We start from the raw sequence: 18711 nt of genomic DNA on the forward strand, positions 1-18711 counted from the left end.
CGCGGCCGGAACCACCTTGCCCCGCCATGTCCGCATGGCGGGGAATTTTCATCCGTCAGCCGTTCATCGATCGCATGAAGGCCGCAATGCTTTCGGCGTCGTCCTGGTCGGACCCGGCACGGTCGCGCCGTTCGGCCAGCCATTCCAGCAGCGATGCGGCCTCGCGGTCGGAAAACCGCATCTCCCAGTCACTGAACAGGCGCTGTTGCAGCGGGCCTTGGTCCAGCACCGTGAAGTTCAGGTGGCGGTCATCCTCGCGCAGCACGTCGATCAGCCGGAACAGGCGAAAGCGCGGCCCCTCGACCCATTGGAAGAACAGCCCGTCCTCGTGGTGCAGGCATCCGGTCAGCCCCGCCGCCCGGTTGCGGTCGCGCGCATGATGCAGGATGCGTTCCAGGTCGTCGCGTTGCATGCCGGGACGGGCCACACTGCGGTACAGAAGATAGCCCAGACTGTCGCCCGCGGCGAAGTGATAGGGCTGCGCATCGCTGTGCATCAGCATCGAATCGTCGTTCATTCCGGTCGGTCCCTGTTACGCCTTGGGACATTTTTCCATTTTGTGCACACAATGCAAGGTTGCGCCGGAAACAAGCTGCGCAGCCTTTTAGCGATATTTGCCGGCCCCTGCGGCAGGCGCGCTACAGCGCGTTGCGGGGCAGGGGCAGGGTGCCGCGGTTATAGTCGGTCCAGTCGGTGATCTCTGGATAGAACTGGCGCCGCCAGGCGCGCACGCGGGGGTTCATGCGCCGCCGCCACAGCGGCGGGACCATCGCCAGCAGCGTCATCGCCGGATAGCCCATCGGCAGCTGCGGCGCCTCGTCCGCGCCATAGGTCTGCAGCAGCGGAAAGCGGCGGTCGGGCTTGGTGTGATGGTCGGAATGGCGCTGCAGGTTGATCAGCAGCCAGTTGGTCGCGGTGTGGCTGGCGTTCCAGCTGTGGCGCGGGCGGACGGGTTCATAGCGGCCGTCCCCCAGATGCTTGCGCGACAGCCCGTAATGTTCGACGTAATTCGTCAGCTCCAGCTGCCAGACGGCGATCAGCGCCTGGAACAGGAACAGCCCCAGCCCGGTCCAGCCGCCCGCGGCCATGGCCAGCCCCAGCATCGCACTCTGTAGCACGCCGTAACGCCAGAAGGGGTTGCGGCGGTCCCAAGGGCTGCGGCCCGCGCGGGCCAGGAACCGCGTCTCGGCCCGCCACGCGCTGCGGGGGCCGTCGATCAGGACGCGGGCGAAGAAGCGGTGGAAGCCTTCGTTGTAGCGGGCCGAAACGGCGTCGCGCGGGGTCGACACCCAGCTGTGATGCACCAGCAGATGCTCGGTGCGGAAATGCGAATAAAGAACCGACGCCAATAGCAGGTCCCCCAGCCAACGTTCGGCCGGCGTCTTCTGGTGCAGCAGTTCATGCGCATAGACGATGCCGACGCTGCCCGACATGACCCCGATGGCAAAAAACAGCCCAAGCGATTCCCACCCCGACAGGTGGTCCGTGCGCCCGGCCACCCACAGGCAGGCCAGGATCGTGGCCGCCTGCAGCGGAAACCAGATCAGCGTCACGGCGCGGTGCCAGAACAGCTGGTCGGTGGCGGTGTCCGGGTCGGGATTGGCCTCGTTCAGGCCCAGCACGCGGTCCAGTACCGTGGTCAGGTACCAGGCATAGACCGGCACGATCAGCCACCACATCCCGCCCCCCCAGGCCGCCAGTGCGACCAGGGGGATCAGGGCAACGGACAGCCAGAAAGGCGCCGCGGCGGGCAGGGGGGCATGGCTCATGCCGCGATGCTACCCCTGAAGATGCGGCTGCGCCATATCCCAGGCCTTGCGCATCAGCCCCGGCAGGGCGTCGCGGTCGATCTGCCGCAGGGGGACCAGTTCCCCGCGCGTGGGATTGCCGGTCAGATCGCCCAGCAGCACGGTCAGATCCAGCGTGAAATGCGTGAAGACATGGCGCACGGCGCCCAGGTCGCGCCAGTCGGCGGGGCCAGGCGGGGGCATGTCGCGCCCATCCCATTGGGCCGACGGAAAGGCCAGCGTGCCGCCCAGCAGCCCCTTGGGCGGGCGGTGTTCTAGCACAAGCGCATCGCCCTGGCGCGCCAGCCAGACCACGCCCTGACGCGTGGGCTTGGCGGCCTTGGGGGTCTTGCGGGGCAGTTCTGCCGCGATCCCCTGGGCGCGGGCGTCGCACTGGGCCTGGACGGGGCAGATGACGCAGGCGGGGCTGCGGGGCGTGCAGATGGTCGCGCCCAGGTCCATCATCGCCTGCGCGTAATCACCCGGGCGGGACTGCGGTGTCAGCCTGTCGGCCAGCGCCACCAGTTCCTGTTTGGCGCGGGGCAGGGGTGTCTGGACCGCGAACAGTCGCGACACCACGCGTTCGACATTGCCGTCCACCACGGTTTCCACCCGGTCGAAGGCGATCGAGGCGATCGCGGCCGATGTATAAGCCCCGATCCCCGGCAGCGCGGACAACCCGTCGCGCGTGTCGGGAAAGCCGCCCCGCGCCGCCACCGCACGGGCGCAGGCCAGCAGGTTTCGGGCGCGGGCGTAGTATCCCAACCCCGCCCATTCGGCCATCACCTGCGCGTCATCGGCCGCCGCAAGGTCCTGGACCGTCGGCCACAGCGCAGTGAACCGCAGGAAATACGCCTTGACCGCCGCGACGGTGGTCTGCTGCAGCATCACCTCGGACAGCCAGACGCGATAGGGGTCGGCAGGGCCGCCGCCGGGGGGCACCCGCCAGGGCAGGCTGCGGGCATGGCGGTCGTACCAGTCCAGCAGGTCGGGGGCGATCACCTTGCTTTCACGCAATTATGTGGGCCTTTGCAAAAGGGCGCGCTTTCATCCGGGGGGATGGCTGGCTAAGAATGGCCGGGTGATAGCAGCAAAGGCGCCCATGGCCCACCCGTCCGACGCCCCAAAGACCCGGATCCGTCGTCGCAGCCGCGGCTTTCAGGCGGCGGCCACCCTGCTGGCCGACCGCGTCCAGAAGGCGGCCGAGGGGCGGGGATTCGCGGTCACCCGCCTGCTGACCAACTGGGCCGAGATCGCGGGCCCGCAGCTGGCCCCCGTTACCCGTCCGGTCCGCATCAGCCACGCCCGCACGGGCTTTGGCGCCACGCTGACGCTGCTGACCACCGGCCCCATGGCGCCCATGGTCGAGATGCAGCTGCCCCGGCTGCGCGACCGCGTCAACGCCTGCTACGGCTACAACGCCGTCAGCCGCATCACCCTGACGCAGACCGCCGCAACTGGCTTTGCCGAAGGGCAGGCGGCCTTTTCCCATGCGCCCCGCCCGGACCGCGCGCCCGATCCCGCGATCGTGGCGCAGGCCCGGGGGGTGGGGCAGCAGTTTTCCGATCCGACCCTTGCCCAGGCCATGGCGCAACTGGCGATGAACGTCGCCAGCCGCCGGACCTGACATGACATGCACGACCTGAAAGGACTTTCCATGTTTCTGCGATTTGCCGCAACCGCCGTCGCGATGACCCTGGCCGCCCCCGCCTTTGCACAGGACGCCGCCGCGACCCCCGAAACCCTGCCCGACATCGCCCAGGGCGCCGAGGACGCGCCCCTGACGATCGTCGAATACGCCAGCTTCACCTGCGGGCATTGCGCGAATTTCCACGCCAACGTCTATCCGCAGCTCAAGGCGGAATACATCGACACCGGCAAGGTCCGCTTCGTCCAGCGCGACGTCTATTTCGACCAGCCGGGCCTGTGGGCCGGGATCCTGGCGCGCTGCGGCGGCGACGACAAGTTCTTCCCCGTGTCCGGGATGCTGTTCGACGAGCAGGAACAGTGGCTGGCCGGCGGTTCGGGCGACGAGATCGCGACGAACCTGCGCCGCATCGGCCTGAAGGCCGGGATGACCGAGGAACAGATGACCGCCTGCTGGGAGGATACCGCCAAGGTCGAACAGCTGATCGCCACGTTCCAGACGAACGCCACCGCCGACGAGGTCGAGGCCACCCCGACCTTCATCATCGGCGGAGAGAAGGTGTCGAACCAGCCCTGGGACAGCATGAAGGAAATCATCGACACCAAGCTGGCCGAGGCCGCCCCGGCCCAGTGACGCATCGCCCCGCAGGGCCCCGCGCGGGCCCTGCACGCACGCGATTGATTTTCGTCCGGCATGGTCGCAGGATCGGCGGGCGCGGAATTGACGCGCAGCACGGGGACAGTGTGTCATGATTCAGGAATTCAAGACTTTCATCGCCCGCGGCAACGTCATCGACCTTGCCGTGGGCATCATCATCGGCGCGGCCTTCACGGGCATCGTCAATTCGCTGGTCGTCGACCTGATCAACCCGATCCTGGGGTTGATGACCGGCGGGATCGATTTCACCGACAAGTACGTCGTCCTGTCCGGCAACGTAGCCGACGGGGCCAGCCTGGCCGCCGCCCGCGATTCCGGGGCGGCGATCTTTGCCTATGGCGCCTTCGCGATGGCGGTGCTGAACTTCCTGATCGTGGCCTGGGCGGTGTTCCTGCTGGTCAAGGGCGTGAACCGCCTGCAGCGCGCCGCGATGCGCAAGGAGGAGGCCAAGGAGACCCCCCCGGCCGGCCCCACACAGGAAGAGCTGCTGGCGCAGATCCGCGACCTGCTGGCCGACCGCGCCAGCCCCGCCTGACGCCTACAGCCCCAGCACCGATGCCGGGGTGACGGCGTCCAGGCCCAGGGCCTCGCCCACCGGGGGTGAGGTCAGCTGGCCCTCGTGGACCGACAGCCCGGCGCGCAGATGCGCGTCATCGGTCAGCGCGCGGCGCCAGCCCTTGTCGGCCAGGGCCAGTAGATGCGGCATGGTCACGTTGCCAAGCGCCTGCGTGCTGGTGCGGGCCACCGCGCCCGGCATGTTCGCCACGCAGTAATGCACGATCCCGTCGACGTCATAGATGGGGTCCTGGTGCGTGGTGGCGCGCGACGTCTCGAAGCAACCGCCCTGATCGATCGCCACGTCGACCAGAACCGCACCCTGCGGCATGGTTGACAGCTGGTTGCGGCTGATCAGCTTGGGCGCGGCGGCGCCGGGGATCAGGACCGCGCCGATCACCATGTCGGCCGTGCGGATCGCCTCGGCCGTGGCCGCGGCGCTGGCGAACTGGGTGGTCAGGCGGCCCATGAAGATGTCGTCCAGATAGGACAGGCGCGGCACCGACCGGTCCATGACCGTCACGTTGGCCCCCATGCCGACCGCCACGCGCGCCGCCGCGGTGCCCACCACGCCGCCGCCGATCACCACGACATTCGCAGGCCGCACGCCGGGCACGCCGCCCATCAGCATGCCGCTGCCGCCATTGGCCTTTTGCAGCGCCCATGCGCCGACCTGCGGGGCCAGGCGACCGGCGACCTCGGACATCGGGGCCAGCAGGGGCAGGCCGCCGCGTGCGTCGGTGACCGTCTCATAGGCGATGGCGGTCACGCCGCTGTCCAGCAGGTCGCGGGTCTGGTCCGGGTCGGGCGCCAGGTGCAGATAGGTGAACAGGATCTGGCCGCGGGCCAGCATCTTGCGTTCGGCGGCCTGCGGCTCCTTGACCTTGATGATCAGTTCGGCATCGGCGAACACCGTCGCCGCGTCGGGGGCGATCGTGGCGCCGGCATCGACGTAGTCCTGGTCCGCGAATCCCGCGCCCAGGCCCGCGCCGGACTGGACCAGCACGTCGTGGCCGCGCAGCACGGCCTCGGCGGCGGCGGCGGGGGTCAGGCCGACGCGAAATTCCTGCGGCTTGATTTCGGTGGGGCATCCGATCTTCATGGTCTCTCCTCCCAGAGCTGTGGTCCGATGATGCCCCGTCCGGCCCGCAAGGTGCTGCGAACATTCCTCCCATAGGCGGATGATCAACGAAGAAACCGCTGGCATCGGGACCGGTCTTCGAAGACTCTGCCGGCATGGCCGATCTTGACGCAATAGACCGACGAATCCTGTCCCTGCTTCAGACCGAGGGACGAATCAGCAATGCCGAGCTGGCGCTGCGGGTGCATCTGTCTCCGTCCGCCTGCCACAGGCGCGTGCAGCGTCTTGAGGAGGCTGGCGTCATCTCGGGCTATGTCGCGCTTCTGGATGCGCGCGCCCTGCGCCGCCAGACGACGGTCTTCGTCGAGATCACCCTGTCGGGTCAGGCGGACGAGGTCCTGGACGCCTTCGAACGCGGCGTGCGCACCATCCCGGACGTGCTGGAATGCCACCTCATGGCAGGCACGGCCGACTATCTGCTGAAGATCGTGGTCGAGGATACGGACGACTTCGCCCGCATCCACCGTCAGCACCTGTCGCGCCTGCCGGGAGTTGCCCAGATGCATTCCAGCTTTGCCCTGCGCACGGTGTTCCGGACCACCGCGATTCCCGTCTGATCGGCGGTCAGGGAACCCTGCGGGCCCGGATGCGCGTTATGCCGCCAGACAGACAACAGGAGACGCACGATGCTGAAGACTCCGTTCAAGGCCCTGCTGGTCGGCGGCCAGATCGCCGCAGCCAGCCTGATGGCCACGACCGCGATCGCACAGACCACCGTGATCGAGACCCCCGAATCGACCGTCATCGTCCCTGATGACGCGCTGGAGGAATCGCCGTCCGGCGGCTTCGTCTCGGAAAGCGATTATCCGCGGCTGGAAAGCCTGGAGAATTATGAGGCCATCGCCGACACCCTGTCCGACCAGGGCTATTCCGACATCTACATCCAGCGCGAGGGACCCATCCTGACGGTGACCGCACAGCGCGCCGGCGTGCCGACCGAACTGGTGTACAGCACCGCCAACGGGCGGCTGGTCTCGGTGAACGGGGTAGAGACGCGTGCCGACCCCGAGACATCCTCGGCAGGCGATGATTCCGGCGTGGCGCCCGTCGGTACGGCAGGCGCCGTGGACGGCGGCGCGACCGATGACGGATCGACCGAAGATGGCGCCACGGATGACGGTGCCGGTGATGACGGCATGGATGGCGGGACCGGTGATGACGGTGCCGCGGATGGCGGTTCGGACGATGGCGCCGATGACGGCGCATCCGACGGCGGCGCGTCTGATGGCGGCACGGACGGTGGATCCGACGGCGGTGATTCGGATGGCGGTTCGGACGGTGGTTCCGACGGCGGATCGGACAGCGGTTCCGATGGTGGATCAGACGGCGGTTCGGATGGCGGTTCGGACAGCAACGGCTGATCGCGTCCCGGATTGACGCAGCACGAAAGAAAACCCCCGCGGCATGGCGCCGCGGGGGTTTTCAAATGACACAAGATCGCGTCGTCTTACAGCGCGCCTTCGCGCTGTGCCTTTTTACGGGCCAGCTTGCGGGCGCGGCGAACGGCCTCGGCCTTTTCACGGGCTTTCTTGACCGACGGCTTCTCGAAATGCTGCTTGAGCTTCATTTCGCGGAAGACACCTTCGCGCTGAAGTTTCTTCTTCAGAGCACGGAGCGCCTGTTCGACGTTGTTGTCGCGAACATTGACCTGCATGTGGTTGTCACCACCTTCCTAGGTTAGAGTTGATAGATTGCAGGAAGCGTCCCCCTAACAGGGGCGGGCGCAAATGTCCAGACGAGGTATGCATGACCAACACCGACCGAGACGCGCTGCTGGATGCCGCATTGGTCCATGTCCCCTTCGAGGGGATGAACGAGCGGGCGCTGGCCGCCGGTGCGCGCGACATCGGCATGGATGCGGCCCTGATCCGGGTGCATTTCCCGCAGGGCGGCGCCGGACTGGCCGCCGCCTATCACCGCCGTGCCGACCGGGCGCTGCGCGAGGCCTTGGCCGCCACCCCGCCGGAGGGGCGGTTCCGCGACCGCGTGGCCCAGGCCCTGTGGCAGCGGCTAGAGCTGTCGGACCCCGAACTGGTCCGCGCCGGGGCCGCGACGCTGGCATTGCCGCAGAGTGCCGCCTTGGCCGCGCGGCTGGTCTGGGAGACCTCGGACGTGATCTGGACCGCCCTGGGCGATCGGTCGCAGGACGTGAACTGGTATTCGAAACGCGCGACGCTGACGGCGGTGATCTCGGCTACGGTGCTGTTCTGGCTGGGCGACGAGTCCGAGGGCCGCGCCGACACCCGCGCCTTCATCGAACGCCGCATCGACCGGCGTGATGTCGGTCGAGACCGTCAAGGCGCGCCTGCGCAGCCTGCCCGGCGCATCCAGACTGGCCGATGCCGCCCTGGGCTGGATCCGTGCGCCCCGCGACCGGGCACTGCCCGGCAAGACCCGATAAGGACGACCCCATGTTCCCCGACCAGATGACCGCCATCGAGATCGCAGGCCCCGGCGCCGCCGATCAGCTGCGCGCCACGACCCGGCCCGTGCCGGTGCCCTGCCATGACCAGATCCTGATCAAGATCGCCTATGCCGGCGTGAACCGTCCCGACGTGCTGCAGCGATCGGGCAGCTATGCCCCGCCGCCGGGCGCGTCCGACCTGCCCGGGCTGGAGGCCTCGGGCGAGATCGTGGGCCTTGGCGCGGGTGTCACGCGCTGGCGGAAGGGCGAACAGGTCTGCGCCCTGCTGCCCGGCGGCGGATATGCGGAATACGCGGTGTGCCACGCCGATCACGCGCTGCGCATCCCCAAGGGACTGTCGCTGCGCGACGGGGCATGCCTGCCCGAAACCGCCTTCACCGTCTGGTCGAACGTCGTCCAGCGCGGCGGACTGACCGGGGGCGACCGCTTTCTGGTCCATGGCGGAACCTCCGGCATCGGCATGATGGCCATCCAGATCGCCCACGCCCTGGGCGCGCGCGTCTTTGCCACCGCGGGCAGCGACGACAAATGCGCGGCCATCACCGCGCTTGGCGCCACCGCCATCAACTATCGCAGCCAGGATTTCACCAAGGTGCTGGCCGAGGCGGGTGGTGCGGACCTGATCCTGGACATGGTCGGGGGCAGCTACATCCCCCGCAACATCAAGACGCTGGCCCAGGACGGGCGGCTGGTGATGATCGCCTTTCTGGAAGGCCCCAAGGTCGAGCTGAACTTTGCCCAGATCATGGTGAACCGCCTGACGATCACCGGGTCCACCCTGCGCCCGCAATCCGACGTCGCCAAGGCCGAGATCGCCGACCAGATCCGCAAGCGGCTGTGGCCGATGATCGCCGCCGGGTCGGTCGCCGTCACCATCGACAGCGAGTTCGCGCTGGCCGACGCGGCCGACGCCCATCGCCGGATGGAAAGCAGCGACCATATCGGCAAGATCGTCCTGAAGGTCGCAGGCTAGCGCACGGCCTCGATCAGCAGGCGGGGCGCGTCGCAGTCGCGGCGCGCGTCGGGCGCACAGGTCCGGGGTTCCAGGTCGCGGGTCAGGCAGATCCGCACCTCGGTCAGGGCGCCGTTGCGGCAGGCGATGGTGACGCCGTCCGGCATCCAGATCGGGGTTGGCCTCCAGGAAGGCCTCCTCGATCACCGCGGGCGGGGCCGCGACGTCGCGGGCCAGATCATCCAGCACCGACGGGATGACGATGGTTCCTGCCGCCTGCCGGGTCGCGTCGTAATAGCCCGCGGCAGACAGCCCGCTGCAGCGGCCGTGCTTTTTCCACTGATACCACGCAAGCCCGCCGGACCCCATCACGTCGGCCATCGCGGCGCTTTCGCGGCGCGACGGGTCGCGTTCGGGCGTCGTGCAGTCCTGCGGCCAGCCGCGTTCGTATTGCGGCCACAGTCCGTGGACCGAAAAGTCGCGTGCCGTGCCGTCGCGGCATTCGGGGGCGTCGCGGTCGTCGCCCGTCGTGCTGCACCAGGTCGGCTGCCAGGACAGCGCCAGCACGTAATAATCGAACCGCCCCGCGACGTCGCGGGCGGCAAGGGGCAGGGGGGTCAGCAGGACCGCGAGGGTCAGGAACAGGATGCGCATCCTGCGACAATAGCGACGCCCGCGCCGGCATGCACCGGCAAACGTGCGAATCCTCTTTTCCCCGGCCTCCGGAATCGGTATATGACCTGCCAATTCCCCCCGAAAACGAGGAATGGCGCAAGCCGAAGCCGTTTTTCCGGCCCTCGCCCCCATGTTCGGGACCAAGAGACACGCGAAGGAGACTGACATGAGCAAGCCGCTGATGGCCAAGGCCACCGCCGTCTGGCTGGTCGACAACACGACGCTCAGCTTCAAGCAGATCGGCGATTTCTGCGGTCTGCACGAGCTTGAGGTCCAGGGCATCGCCGATGGCGACGTAGCCGCGGGCGTCAAGGGCTATGACCCCGTCGCCTCGAACCAGCTGGACCCCGAAGAGATCAAGCGCGCCGAGGCGAGCCCGATCTATCGCATGCGCCTGAAGCACAACCCCGCCGCCGACGGCGAGGAAAAGCGCCGCGGGCCGCGCTATACGCCCCTGTCCAAGCGGCAGGACCGTCCCGCGGCGATCCTGTGGCTGGTCAAGTTCCACCCGGAACTGGCCGATGCGCAGATCGCCAAGCTGGTCGGCACGACCAAGCCCACGATCGCGTCGATCCGCGAGCGGACGCACTGGAACAGCCAGAACATCCAGCCGATCGACCCGGTCGCCCTGGGCCTGTGCCGGCAGACCGAACTGGACGCGGCCGTCCAGAAGGCCGCCAAGAAGAAGGCCGCCGAAGGCGGCGTGATGACCGACGACGAGCGTCGCAAGCTGGTCAGCACCGAGACCTCGCTGTCCATGTCCGAGGAGCCGCGCCTGCCCAGCTCGATCGCCGGGTTGGAGAACTTCAGCCTGTCGCGCGACGAGGACAAGCCCGAGCGGGAGCTGGACAAGGACACGTTCTTCAACCTGCCCGACACGCATGACGAGGATGACGACGAGGACGATCACGGCAAGTCGCGCCGCTGATTGGCACCGCAGATGATGAAAAAGGCCGGGCAATCGCCCGGCCTTTTGTCTTGGGATGGACACGCAGCTGCCCGCCCGCCCGCAACAACGATCGCATGAAAAAGGCCGCGCCGGGTTTCCCCGACACGGCCCTTTCTGCAAACGCCTGAGTGTCAGGCGCGGCCGCGCACCGCACGAGCGATGGCGATCAGGATACATGCACCCACGAAGCCTGCCAGCAGATAGGCGAAGCTGAAGCTTGCGCCGGCCGCATACAGGCCCAGAAGCGAGCCGAAGATGAAGTTGAACAGCACCGCGCCCACGATGCCCAGGATGATGTTCATCAGGAGGCCCATGTTGGACTTCATGAACTTTTCAGCAAGCCAACCGGCAATGCCCCCGACGATGATAGCTGCAAGCCAGCCCATGCCATTCTCCTTGATTGTCCCGGCCGACCCTGACGGTCGGCGCCTTCTGTGAGCGCAACGTGGCCTCCGGCCCCCGGTTCCAAGACGTCTTCGAAAATGTCAGACCGAGAGGCAGATATACTTCATCTCCAGATAGTCCTCCAATCCGTGATGGCTGCCCTCGCGGCCCAGGCCGGACTGCTTGACGCCACCGAAGGGTGCCACCTCGGTCGAGATGATGCCGGTGTTCACGCCGACGATGCCGTATTCCAGCGATTCCTGGACGCGGGTGACGCGGCCGATGTCGCGGGCATAGAAATAGGCGGCCAGACCGAAGATGGTGTCGTTGGCGGCAGCCACCGCCTGATCCTCGGTGTCGAAGCGGAACAGCGGCGCCAGCGGGCCGAAGGTCTCCTCGGTCGCGACCTTCATGTCGCGGGTGACGCCGGTGACGATGGTCGGCTCGAAGAACAGGCCGTCCTTGCGCTTGCCGCCGGTCAGGACCTGGCCTCCGCCCTGGGTGATGTCACGGATATGCTCCTCGACCTTGTCGACGGCCTTCTGGTTGATCAGCGGGCCGGTGGTGGTCCCCTCGGTCAGCCCGTCGCCCACGTGCAGCTTCTCGACCGCGGGCCTTCAGCTTGTCGGCAAAGGCGTCATAGACCCCGGCCTGGACATAGATGCGGTTGGCACAAACGCAGGTCTGGCCATTGTTGCGGAACTTGGACGCCATGGCGCCCTCGACCGCGGCATCCAGATCGGCATCGTCGAAGACGATGAAGGGCGCATTGCCGCCCAGCTCCATGCTGCATTTCATCACCTGGTCGGCGGCTTGGCGCAGCAGCACCCGGCCCACCTCGGTCGAACCGGTGAAGGTCAGCTTGCGCACCAGGTGGTTCTCGCAGAACTCCTTGCCGATGTCGCTGGCGCTGGTCGAGGGGATCACCGACAGGATGCCCTTGGGCAGGCCCGCGCGTTCGCCCAGGACCGCCATGGCCAGGGCCGAGAGCGGCGTCTCGGTCGCCGGGCGCGCGACGAAGCCGCAGCCCACGGCCAGCGCAGGTCCCGCCTTGCGCGCGATCATCGCGTTCGGAAAGTTCCAGGGCGTGATCGAGCCGACGACCCCGATGGGCTGGCGGATGACGCTGATGCGCTTGTCGGCCTGGTGGCCGGGGATGGTCTCGCCATAGACGCGCTTGGCCTCCTCTCCGAACCATTCGATGAAGCTGGCGCCATAGGCGATCTCGCCCTTGGCCTCGGCCAGGGGCTTGCCCTGTTCGGCGGTCAGGATGGTGCCCAGGTCGTCCTGGTTGGCCATCATCAGGTCGAACCACTTGCGCATGACCTGGGCGCGGTCCTTGGCCGTGCGCGCGGCCCAGTCCTTCATCGCCGCCGCGGCGGCGTCGATGGCGCGGGCGGTCTCGGCCCGGCCCAGATCGGCCACATGGGCGATGACGTCGCCGCGGGCGGGGTTGGTGACCTCGAACGTGGCGCCGTCATCGGCGTCGACCCATTCGCCGCCCACGAACGCACGGGTTTCCAACAGCGAGGGGTCGCGAAGAAGGCTTTTCAGATCGGTCGGCTTGGTCATGGCGTCCTCGGGGTGCATTTCGGTTGCGGCATGTGAACATGTCCGGCGCGGCAAAGTCAAAGCCGCCGCAGGGCCGGTCGGTGCCGACGATGACGGAAACGTGAAGCGGGCTTCGCAACCGGGGGCGGGGTTCGGCGTTCGGCCTACAATCGCTAAGCTGTCCCTCTTGGCGATCTCTCGGGGGCGGTGCGCTGGTCGCGCCGCCCTTTTCCTATCCGAACCGCCGTTGCCAGCTGGGTTGCAGGTCACCCGGCCGCGGCGCGGCGCTGTGCACGCCATGCGCCACGGCACGCGCCAGCACGCAGGCCGCCGCATGGCCCAGAACGAACGCATCGCCGACAGGGTCCGCCAAGGGCCGTGCGCCCGTGGACACCGCAAAGACCAGATCGCCGTCTAGCGGCGTGTGGCTGGGCACCAGGGCGCGGGCCAGGCCGTCATGCGCGGCGGTCGCCATGCGCTGAAGCCCGGCCTTGTCCAGTACGGCATCGGTCGCGATGATGGCGATGGTCGTGGCCTCGCCAAGGCGCTTGGCCGGGGCGGGTTCATGGGCGGCGGGAAAGCGCGCGGGCAGGCCCAGGCCGCCGAACTCGGCCTCCAGCTCCCACGGGGCTGCCCAGAAATGGCGGCTGTCGCCCACGGTCGCCTGCCCAAGCGCGTTCACAACGACCAGCGCGCCGACGGTGGCGCCACCCTGCAGCACGGCAGATGCAGACCCGACCCCGCCCTTCAGCGTGCCGGTCAGCGCACCGGTGCCCGCGCCCACCGATCCCATCGCGCAATCCACCCCCGCCGCGGTCCAAGCCGCGGCGCCAAGCGCGGGATAGGGATTGGCGTCCCATCCCTTGTCGCCGCCGTTCAACAGGTCGAACACGATCGCGCCCGGCACGATCGGCACCCGCGCGGGGCCCACGGCAAAGCCGCGCCCCGCCCGGTGCAGCGCCGCCATCACCCCGTCGCAGGCCGCAAGGCCGAAGGCCGACCCGCCTGCCAGCACCAGCGCATCGACCCCGCCCACCAGCTTGTCGGGCGCCAGCAGGTCGGTTTCCCGCGTCCCGGGCGCGCCGCCCATCACGTGGACACTGGCCGCAAAGGGCGCATCGGCGGTCAGCACGGTGACACCGGATCGCAGGGCGTCGTCCTGGGCGTGGCCCACGCGCAGCCCGGCCACGTCGGTGATCCGGTTGCGCGGGCCGGGGATCATGCCCGCGCCCTGAGCGCCGCGTCGCGCGTCTGGGTCAGGGTCGCGCCGGGGGTCAGCGCCTCGGGGTCCAGCCGCAATTCGATCACGGACAGGCGGCCCGACAGGCGGGCGCGTTCAAAGGCGGGGGCGAAATCCTCGTCCCGCTCGACCAGCTCGCCATGGCCACCATAGGCGCGGACCAGGTCGGGCAGGTCGGGATTGAACAGGTCGGTGCCCGACACGCGCCCCGGATAGTGGCGCTCCTGATGCATCCGGATCGTGCCATAGCGGCCGTTGTTGGCCACGATGACGATGGGCGTCGCGCCGTACTGGGCAGCGGTCGACAGCTCGTTCACGGTCATCTGCAGGCAGCCGTCCCCCGCCAGGCAGACGACGGTCCGGTCGGGATGGGTCAGGCTGGCGGCGATGGCCGCGGGCAGGCCGTATCCCATCGACCCCGATGTGGGCGCCAGCTGCGTGCCATGGCAGCGCCAGCGGTAATAGCGGTGCAGGAAGCTGGCATAGTTCCCCGCGCCGTTGGTGACGATCGCGTTGGCCGGCAGGTTCTGCGCCAGCCAGCCCACCACCTGTTCCAGCCGCAGCGCGCCGGGCGTGGGGCGCGGGGTCTGCCAGTCGTCATAGGACGCGCGCAGCCGGGCCCGCCAATCGGACCAGCGCGTCGTGGGGGCGGGCAGGTCGGCCAGCGCGGCCACCACGCGGCGCGGATCGGCGACCAGGCCCGGATCGGCCCGCCACAGCGTGCCCAGTTGATCGGGGTCGGGATGAACCATGATCACGCGGGCATGGGGACGCACCGGGTCCATCGCTCTGTAGCCCCCGGTCAGCGTGTCCCCCAGGCGCGAGCCAAGCGACAGGATCACATCCGCCTCGCGCAGCGCCGCGGCCAGCGCGGGGTTCATGCCGACACCCAGGTCGCCCACGTAATGGGGCAGGCGGTTGTCCATGCGGTCCTGGCGGCGGAAGGGCACGGCCACCGGCAGATCCCACGCCGCGGCAAGGCGGGCCAGGTCCTCGGCCGCGTCCTGCGACCACTGGCTGCCGCCGGCGACGACAAGCGGACGCCGTGCCGTCGCCAGGGCGTCGGCCACGGCCTGCACCGATTGTGGCGCAACGTGGGACAGCGGGGCCGGGGCGGGGGGCAGGTCGGGAATGTCGGCCTGGCCGGAAAGCATGTCCTCTGGCAGGGCCAGGACCACGGGACCGGGTCGGCCCGACATCGCCACGTGAAAGGCGCGGGCCACGTATTCCGCGATCCGGTCGGTCGCGTCGATCTGGGCCACCCATTTCGCCAAGGGGGCGAACATGGCGCGGTAATCGACCTCCTGGAAGGCCTCGCGGTCCTGGTCGCCGCGCGCGATCTGGCCCACGAACAGGATCATGGGGGTGCTGTCCTGGCGGGCGACATGCACGCCGGCGCTGGCGTTCGTGGCCCCCGGTCCGCGGGTGACGAAGGCCACGCCGGGCCTGCCGGTCAGCTTGCCGGTGGCCTCGGCCATCATGGCCGCGCCGCCTTCGTGGCGGCAGACGATGTTGCGGATGCCGCTGTCGACCAGCCCGTCCAGCGCCGCCAGGAAGCTTTCGCCCGGAACCGAGAACACCCGCGTGACGCCGTTGGCGCGCAGCGCCTGCACCAAGATCTGACCGCCATGCCGCATCGGCTACCCTTCCGTGAATTCGATCTGGCGCACGCGGACATGGCGCAACGCTTCGACCATGAATGCCGTCATCAGGCCAAAGTGCAACAGCCCGTTGGCCGCCGCCAGCCCGCCCAGGATGCGCCAGTCCTGGGGCATCAGCACATCGCCATAGCCAAGCGTGGTGAAGGTGACCAAGGTGAAGTACATCGCCTCCTCGAAGGTGGCGAAGACGCCCATCTGGTGGAACGCCACCGCCCACAACCAGACCGACGCCGTGACCATCGCCAGCACCGCCAGGCTGGTCGCGACGATCACCAAAGCCAGCTTGGGCCGATGGGGCGCACGGGCCAGCCAGCGGGCGTTGCGTGAGAACGCCGTCTCCAGCGCCCAGATGGCCAGGGCGGCCATCAGCACGCTGATCACCATCAGCACCGATCCGAACGCGATCTGACCCAGCATGTCCCCCCTGCGACAGACCTAGCGCAGCGCACGGCCATCGCGCAACGCATGCCTTTACAGATGCACCCGCCGCGCCTATCTGACCTGCCATGGCCAAGGATGACGACAGCAAGAACTACAAGGTGATCGCCGAGAACCGGCGGGCCCGGTACGACTATGCCATCGAGAGCGATCTCGAGGTGGGGATCATGCTGACCGGATCCGAGGTCAAGTCCCTGCGCGTGGGCCAGTCGAACATCGCCGAAAGCTATGCCTCGGTGGAGGGCGGAGAGCTGTGGCTGATCAACGGCTATATCGCGGCCCTGTCGCGGGCCGGCGTCTTCGGCCACGAGGAGCGGCGCCGCCGCAAGCTGCTGGTGAAATCGCGCGAGCTGGCCCGCCTGTGGCAGGCCACCGCGCGCGAGGGGATGACGCTGGTTCCGCTGGTGATGTATTTCAACCACCGCGGCATCGTGAAGCTGAAGATCGCCGTGGCCAAGGGCAAGAAGAACCACGACAAGCGCGAAACCAGCGCCGCCCGCGACTGGAATCGTCAAAAGGCGCGCCTGCTGAAGCAGGGATAGGCCATTGCAGCCCTGGCCCCCGGCCTGTAGATCGGGGCGGCACAAGCCAAGGGGGACGGCGATGGACGATCCGAAGACACTGGTCTCGACCGACTGGCTGGCGGCGCATCTGTCCGATCCCGACCTGCGCATCATCGACGCCAGCTGGCACATGCCCGCCACGGGCCGCGACGCGCGGGCCGAATACGACGCGGGCCACATCCCTGCCGCGCGCTTCTTCGACATCGACGCGATCAGCGACAAGCGGTCCGCCCTGCCGCACATGGCCCCCCCGCCCGAGATGTTCATCAGCCGCCTGCGCGCGATGGGCGTGGGCGACGGGCATCAGGTGGTCATCTATGACAATTCCGACGTGCGCAGCGCCTTTCGCGTCTGGTGGGACCTTCCGCCTGATGGGCAAGACCGACGTGGCCGTGCTGGACGGCGGCCTGCCGAAATGGCGCGCCGAGGGTCGCCCGCTGGAGGACATGCCCCCCGTCATGCGCGACCGCCACATCACCGTCCAGCGCCAGGCGGGCCTGGTGCGCGACGTGACCCAGGTGGCCGCGGCCAGCAAGCTGGGCGACCCGCAGATCGTCGATGCGCGCAGCCCCGAACGCTTTCGCGGCGATCAGCCCGAACCCCGCGCGGGCCTGCGCGCGGGCCATATCCCGGGCTCGCGCAACCTGCCCTTCGGTCGCCTGTTCAACGCCGACGGCACGATGATCGCGCCCGACGCGATCCGCGCGGCCTTTGCTGAGGCGGGCATCGACCTGTCAAAGCCGGTCATCACCACCTGCGGCAGCGGCGTGACGGCGGCGGTGCTGTCCTTCGCGCTGGAGCGGGCGGGCCATCGCGACCATTCGCTTTACGACGGCAGCTGGACCGAATGGGGCAGCTTCGCCGACCTGAACATCGCAACCGGAGACGCCTGATGCTGACCGACCTGAAAGCCCAAAGCCCCGACAAGATCCTGATGTTGATCGAGGAGTTCAAGGCCGACACCCGACAGGGCAAGATCGACCTGGGCGTGGGCGTCTACAAGGACCCGCAGGGCGTCACCCCGGTCATGCGTGCGGTCAAGGCCGCCGAACAGCGCATCTGGGAGACGCAGACAACCAAGGCCTATACCGGACTGGCGGGCGAGGCCAACTATCGCAACGCGCTGGCCACGATGGTGCTGGGCGATCTGCCTGCCGACCGTCTGGCCTCGGTCGCCTCCGTCGGTGGCACGGGGGCCATCCGTCAGGCGCTGGAACTGGCGCGGCTGGCCAATCCGGGTGTGCGCGTGTTCGTGTCGAACCCGACATGGCCGAACCACCTGTCGATCATGGCCTTCATGGGCCTGCCCTATACCGAATACCGCTATTTCGACGCGGAAACCCGCGGCGTCGATTTCGAGGGTATGAAGGCCGACATCGCGCAGGCGGGGAAGGGCGACGTCGTCCTGCTGCACGGCTGCTGCCACAACCCGACCGGGGCGAACCTGACCCTGGAGCAATGGTCCGAGGTCGTGGCGATCCTGCAGAAATCGGGCGCGATCCCGCTGATCGACCTGGCCTATCAGGGCTTTGGCGACGGGCTGGACGCGGATGCCGAGGCCACGCGTCTGGTCGCCCGCAGCCTGCCCGAGGTGCTGATCGCGGCGTCGTGTTCCAAGAACTTCGGCATCTACCGGGAACGCACCGGCATCCTGATCGCGCTGGCCGACACCACCAAGGGCCGCGATCTGGCGCAGGGGTCGATGGCCTTCCTGAACCGCCAGAACTTCTCGTTCCCGCCGGATCATGGCGCGCGTATCGTCAGCACCATCCTGATGGACGACGCGCTGCGCGCCGATTGGGCGGCGGAACTGGAGGAGGTCCGCAACACCATGCTGGGCCTGCGCGACCAGCTGGCGGCCGAACTGCGCGATCTGTCGGGCAGCGACCGGTTCGACTTTATCCGCCATCACCGCGGCATGTTCTCGCGCCTTGGCGCGACGCCCGAACAGGTGCAGCGCCTGAAGACCGATGCGGCCATCTACATGGTGGGCGATTCGCGCCTGAACATCGCGGGTCTGAACCGCGACACGGTGCCGGTCCTGGCCCGCGCCATCATCGACGCCGGCATCTGATCCGGGCAGAC

General features: G+C 68.4%; 20 protein-coding genes and 3 pseudogenes. 11 read left to right on the forward strand and 12 right to left on the reverse strand.

What is annotated here, in order from left to right; translation table 11 throughout:
• Positions 1–55: 55 nt before the first annotated feature.
• The 3 genes from F1642_RS10010 to mutY all read right to left on the reverse strand — a co-directional run bounded on the left by F1642_RS10010 (position 56) and on the right by mutY (position 2804).
• A complete protein-coding gene (locus F1642_RS10010; protein ID WP_052714550.1) occupies positions 56–517 on the reverse strand; it encodes a BLUF domain-containing protein in 462 nt (153 codons plus the stop codon).
• A 121-nt stretch (positions 518–638) separates the two neighbouring features.
• Entirely contained in the window at positions 639–1769 is a 1131-nt protein-coding gene (locus tag F1642_RS10015; RefSeq protein ID WP_194886153.1) for an alkane 1-monooxygenase, read from the reverse strand.
• A gap of 9 nt (positions 1770–1778) precedes the next feature.
• On the reverse strand, positions 1779–2804 hold the full coding sequence (gene mutY / locus F1642_RS10020) for an A/G-specific adenine glycosylase (protein WP_046000743.1): 1026 nt from the start codon (positions 2802–2804) through the stop codon (positions 1779–1781).
• An 85-nt stretch (positions 2805–2889) separates the two neighbouring features.
• On the opposite strand from mutY, the gene F1642_RS10025 reads away from it, so the two are divergent.
• The 3 genes from F1642_RS10025 (at position 2890) to mscL (ending at position 4627) form a co-directional block, all read left to right on the forward strand.
• Positions 2890–3414, forward strand: a complete 525-nt coding sequence (locus F1642_RS10025; RefSeq protein WP_045980953.1) for a DUF721 domain-containing protein — start codon at positions 2890–2892, stop codon at positions 3412–3414.
• A gap of 30 nt (positions 3415–3444) precedes the next feature.
• Positions 3445–4068, forward strand: a complete 624-nt coding sequence (locus F1642_RS10030) for a DsbA family protein (protein WP_052714547.1) — start codon at positions 3445–3447, stop codon at positions 4066–4068.
• 115 nt (positions 4069–4183) lie between these two features.
• On the forward strand, positions 4184–4627 hold the full coding sequence (gene mscL, locus F1642_RS10035; RefSeq protein WP_045980951.1) for a large conductance mechanosensitive channel protein MscL: 444 nt from the start codon (positions 4184–4186) through the stop codon (positions 4625–4627).
• A gap of 3 nt (positions 4628–4630) precedes the next feature.
• Here mscL and ald read toward each other — a convergent pair whose 3' ends face one another.
• Complete coding sequence (gene ald / locus F1642_RS10040) at positions 4631–5749, reverse strand: alanine dehydrogenase (protein WP_194886154.1); 1119 nt, start codon at positions 5747–5749, stop codon at positions 4631–4633.
• A gap of 134 nt (positions 5750–5883) precedes the next feature.
• Between ald and F1642_RS10045 the strand changes: the two genes are divergently transcribed.
• Positions 5884–6345, forward strand: coding sequence for an Lrp/AsnC family transcriptional regulator (locus tag F1642_RS10045; protein ID WP_046000877.1), 462 nt, complete (start codon positions 5884–5886; stop codon positions 6343–6345).
• Positions 6346–6414: 69 nt separating this feature from the next.
• Entirely contained in the window at positions 6415–7149 is a 735-nt protein-coding gene (locus F1642_RS10050; protein ID WP_194886155.1) for a hypothetical protein, read from the forward strand.
• A gap of 86 nt (positions 7150–7235) precedes the next feature.
• Here the strand turns inward: F1642_RS10050 and rpsU are convergent, their stop codons facing one another.
• Positions 7236–7442: a 30S ribosomal protein S21 gene (rpsU, locus tag F1642_RS10055; protein ID WP_081994671.1), complete on the reverse strand. Its 207-nt coding sequence runs from the start codon at positions 7440–7442 to the stop codon at positions 7236–7238.
• 92 nt (positions 7443–7534) lie between these two features.
• On the opposite strand from rpsU, the gene F1642_RS10060 reads away from it, so the two are divergent.
• Positions 7535–8218 carry a COQ9 family protein gene (locus F1642_RS10060; protein WP_255522345.1) on the forward strand — a complete coding sequence of 228 codons (684 nt, stop codon included), beginning with the start codon at positions 7535–7537 and terminating at the stop codon, positions 8216–8218.
• Positions 8200–9186 carry an NAD(P)H-quinone oxidoreductase gene (locus F1642_RS10065; protein ID WP_045980946.1) on the forward strand — a complete coding sequence of 329 codons (987 nt, stop codon included), beginning with the start codon at positions 8200–8202 and terminating at the stop codon, positions 9184–9186. The genes F1642_RS10060 and F1642_RS10065 overlap by 19 nt, the downstream gene beginning before the upstream one ends.
• Here F1642_RS10065 and F1642_RS16525 read toward each other — a convergent pair.
• Together F1642_RS16525 and F1642_RS16530 are read right to left on the reverse strand one after the other, a co-directional pair.
• Positions 9183–9332: a hypothetical protein gene (locus F1642_RS16525; RefSeq protein ID WP_370582851.1), complete on the reverse strand. Its 150-nt coding sequence runs from the start codon at positions 9330–9332 to the stop codon at positions 9183–9185. The genes F1642_RS10065 and F1642_RS16525 overlap by 4 nt on opposite strands.
• Positions 9333–9498: 166 nt before the next feature.
• A pseudogene (locus F1642_RS16530) lies at positions 9499–10122 on the reverse strand (hypothetical protein); the annotation flags it as partial.
• Here F1642_RS16530 and F1642_RS10075 point away from each other — a divergent pair.
• Positions 10007–10768 (forward strand): DUF1013 domain-containing protein, encoded by a 762-nt coding sequence (locus F1642_RS10075; RefSeq protein WP_194886156.1) that lies wholly within the window; start codon positions 10007–10009, stop codon positions 10766–10768. The pseudogene F1642_RS16530 and the gene F1642_RS10075 sit on opposite strands and share 116 nt — an antisense overlap.
• Before the next feature lie 152 nt (positions 10769–10920).
• Here F1642_RS10075 and F1642_RS10080 read toward each other — a convergent pair whose 3' ends face one another.
• The 5 genes and pseudogenes from F1642_RS10080 to F1642_RS10100 form a co-directional block, all read right to left on the reverse strand.
• Positions 10921–11175, reverse strand: a complete 255-nt coding sequence (locus F1642_RS10080) for a GlsB/YeaQ/YmgE family stress response membrane protein (protein ID WP_198143153.1) — start codon at positions 11173–11175, stop codon at positions 10921–10923.
• A 99-nt stretch (positions 11176–11274) separates the two neighbouring features.
• Positions 11275–12745: pseudogene (locus F1642_RS10085) on the reverse strand (NAD-dependent succinate-semialdehyde dehydrogenase).
• Between the two features lie 211 nt (positions 12746–12956).
• Entirely contained in the window at positions 12957–13946 is a 990-nt protein-coding gene (locus F1642_RS10090) for a P1 family peptidase (protein WP_046000751.1), read from the reverse strand.
• Positions 13943–15601 (reverse strand): thiamine pyrophosphate-binding protein, encoded by a 1659-nt coding sequence (locus F1642_RS10095; RefSeq protein ID WP_194886157.1) that lies wholly within the window; start codon positions 15599–15601, stop codon positions 13943–13945. Before F1642_RS10095 ends, F1642_RS10090 begins: the two co-directional genes overlap by 4 nt.
• A 3-nt stretch (positions 15602–15604) precedes the next feature.
• Positions 15605–16042 carry an ion channel gene (locus tag F1642_RS10100; RefSeq protein WP_046000753.1) on the reverse strand — a complete coding sequence of 146 codons (438 nt, stop codon included), beginning with the start codon at positions 16040–16042 and terminating at the stop codon, positions 15605–15607.
• Positions 16043–16131: 89 nt separating this feature from the next.
• Between F1642_RS10100 and smpB the strand changes: the two genes are divergently transcribed.
• The 3 genes and pseudogenes from smpB to F1642_RS10115 all read left to right on the forward strand — a co-directional run bounded on the left by smpB (position 16132) and on the right by F1642_RS10115 (position 18700).
• On the forward strand, positions 16132–16605 hold the full coding sequence (gene smpB, locus F1642_RS10105) for an SsrA-binding protein SmpB (protein ID WP_045980939.1): 474 nt from the start codon (positions 16132–16134) through the stop codon (positions 16603–16605).
• Between the two features lie 61 nt (positions 16606–16666).
• A pseudogene (gene sseA / locus F1642_RS10110) lies at positions 16667–17519 on the forward strand (3-mercaptopyruvate sulfurtransferase).
• Positions 17519–18700: an amino acid aminotransferase gene (locus F1642_RS10115; protein ID WP_194886158.1), complete on the forward strand. Its 1182-nt coding sequence runs from the start codon at positions 17519–17521 to the stop codon at positions 18698–18700. The pseudogene sseA and the gene F1642_RS10115 overlap by 1 nt, the downstream one beginning before the upstream one ends.
• Positions 18701–18711 lie beyond the last annotated feature (11 nt).

Origin of the sequence: Paracoccus sp. NBH48 (assembly GCF_015390265.1) — a bacterium.
In the GTDB taxonomy this organism is placed as follows: Bacteria; Pseudomonadota; Alphaproteobacteria; order Rhodobacterales; family Rhodobacteraceae; genus Paracoccus; species Paracoccus marcusii.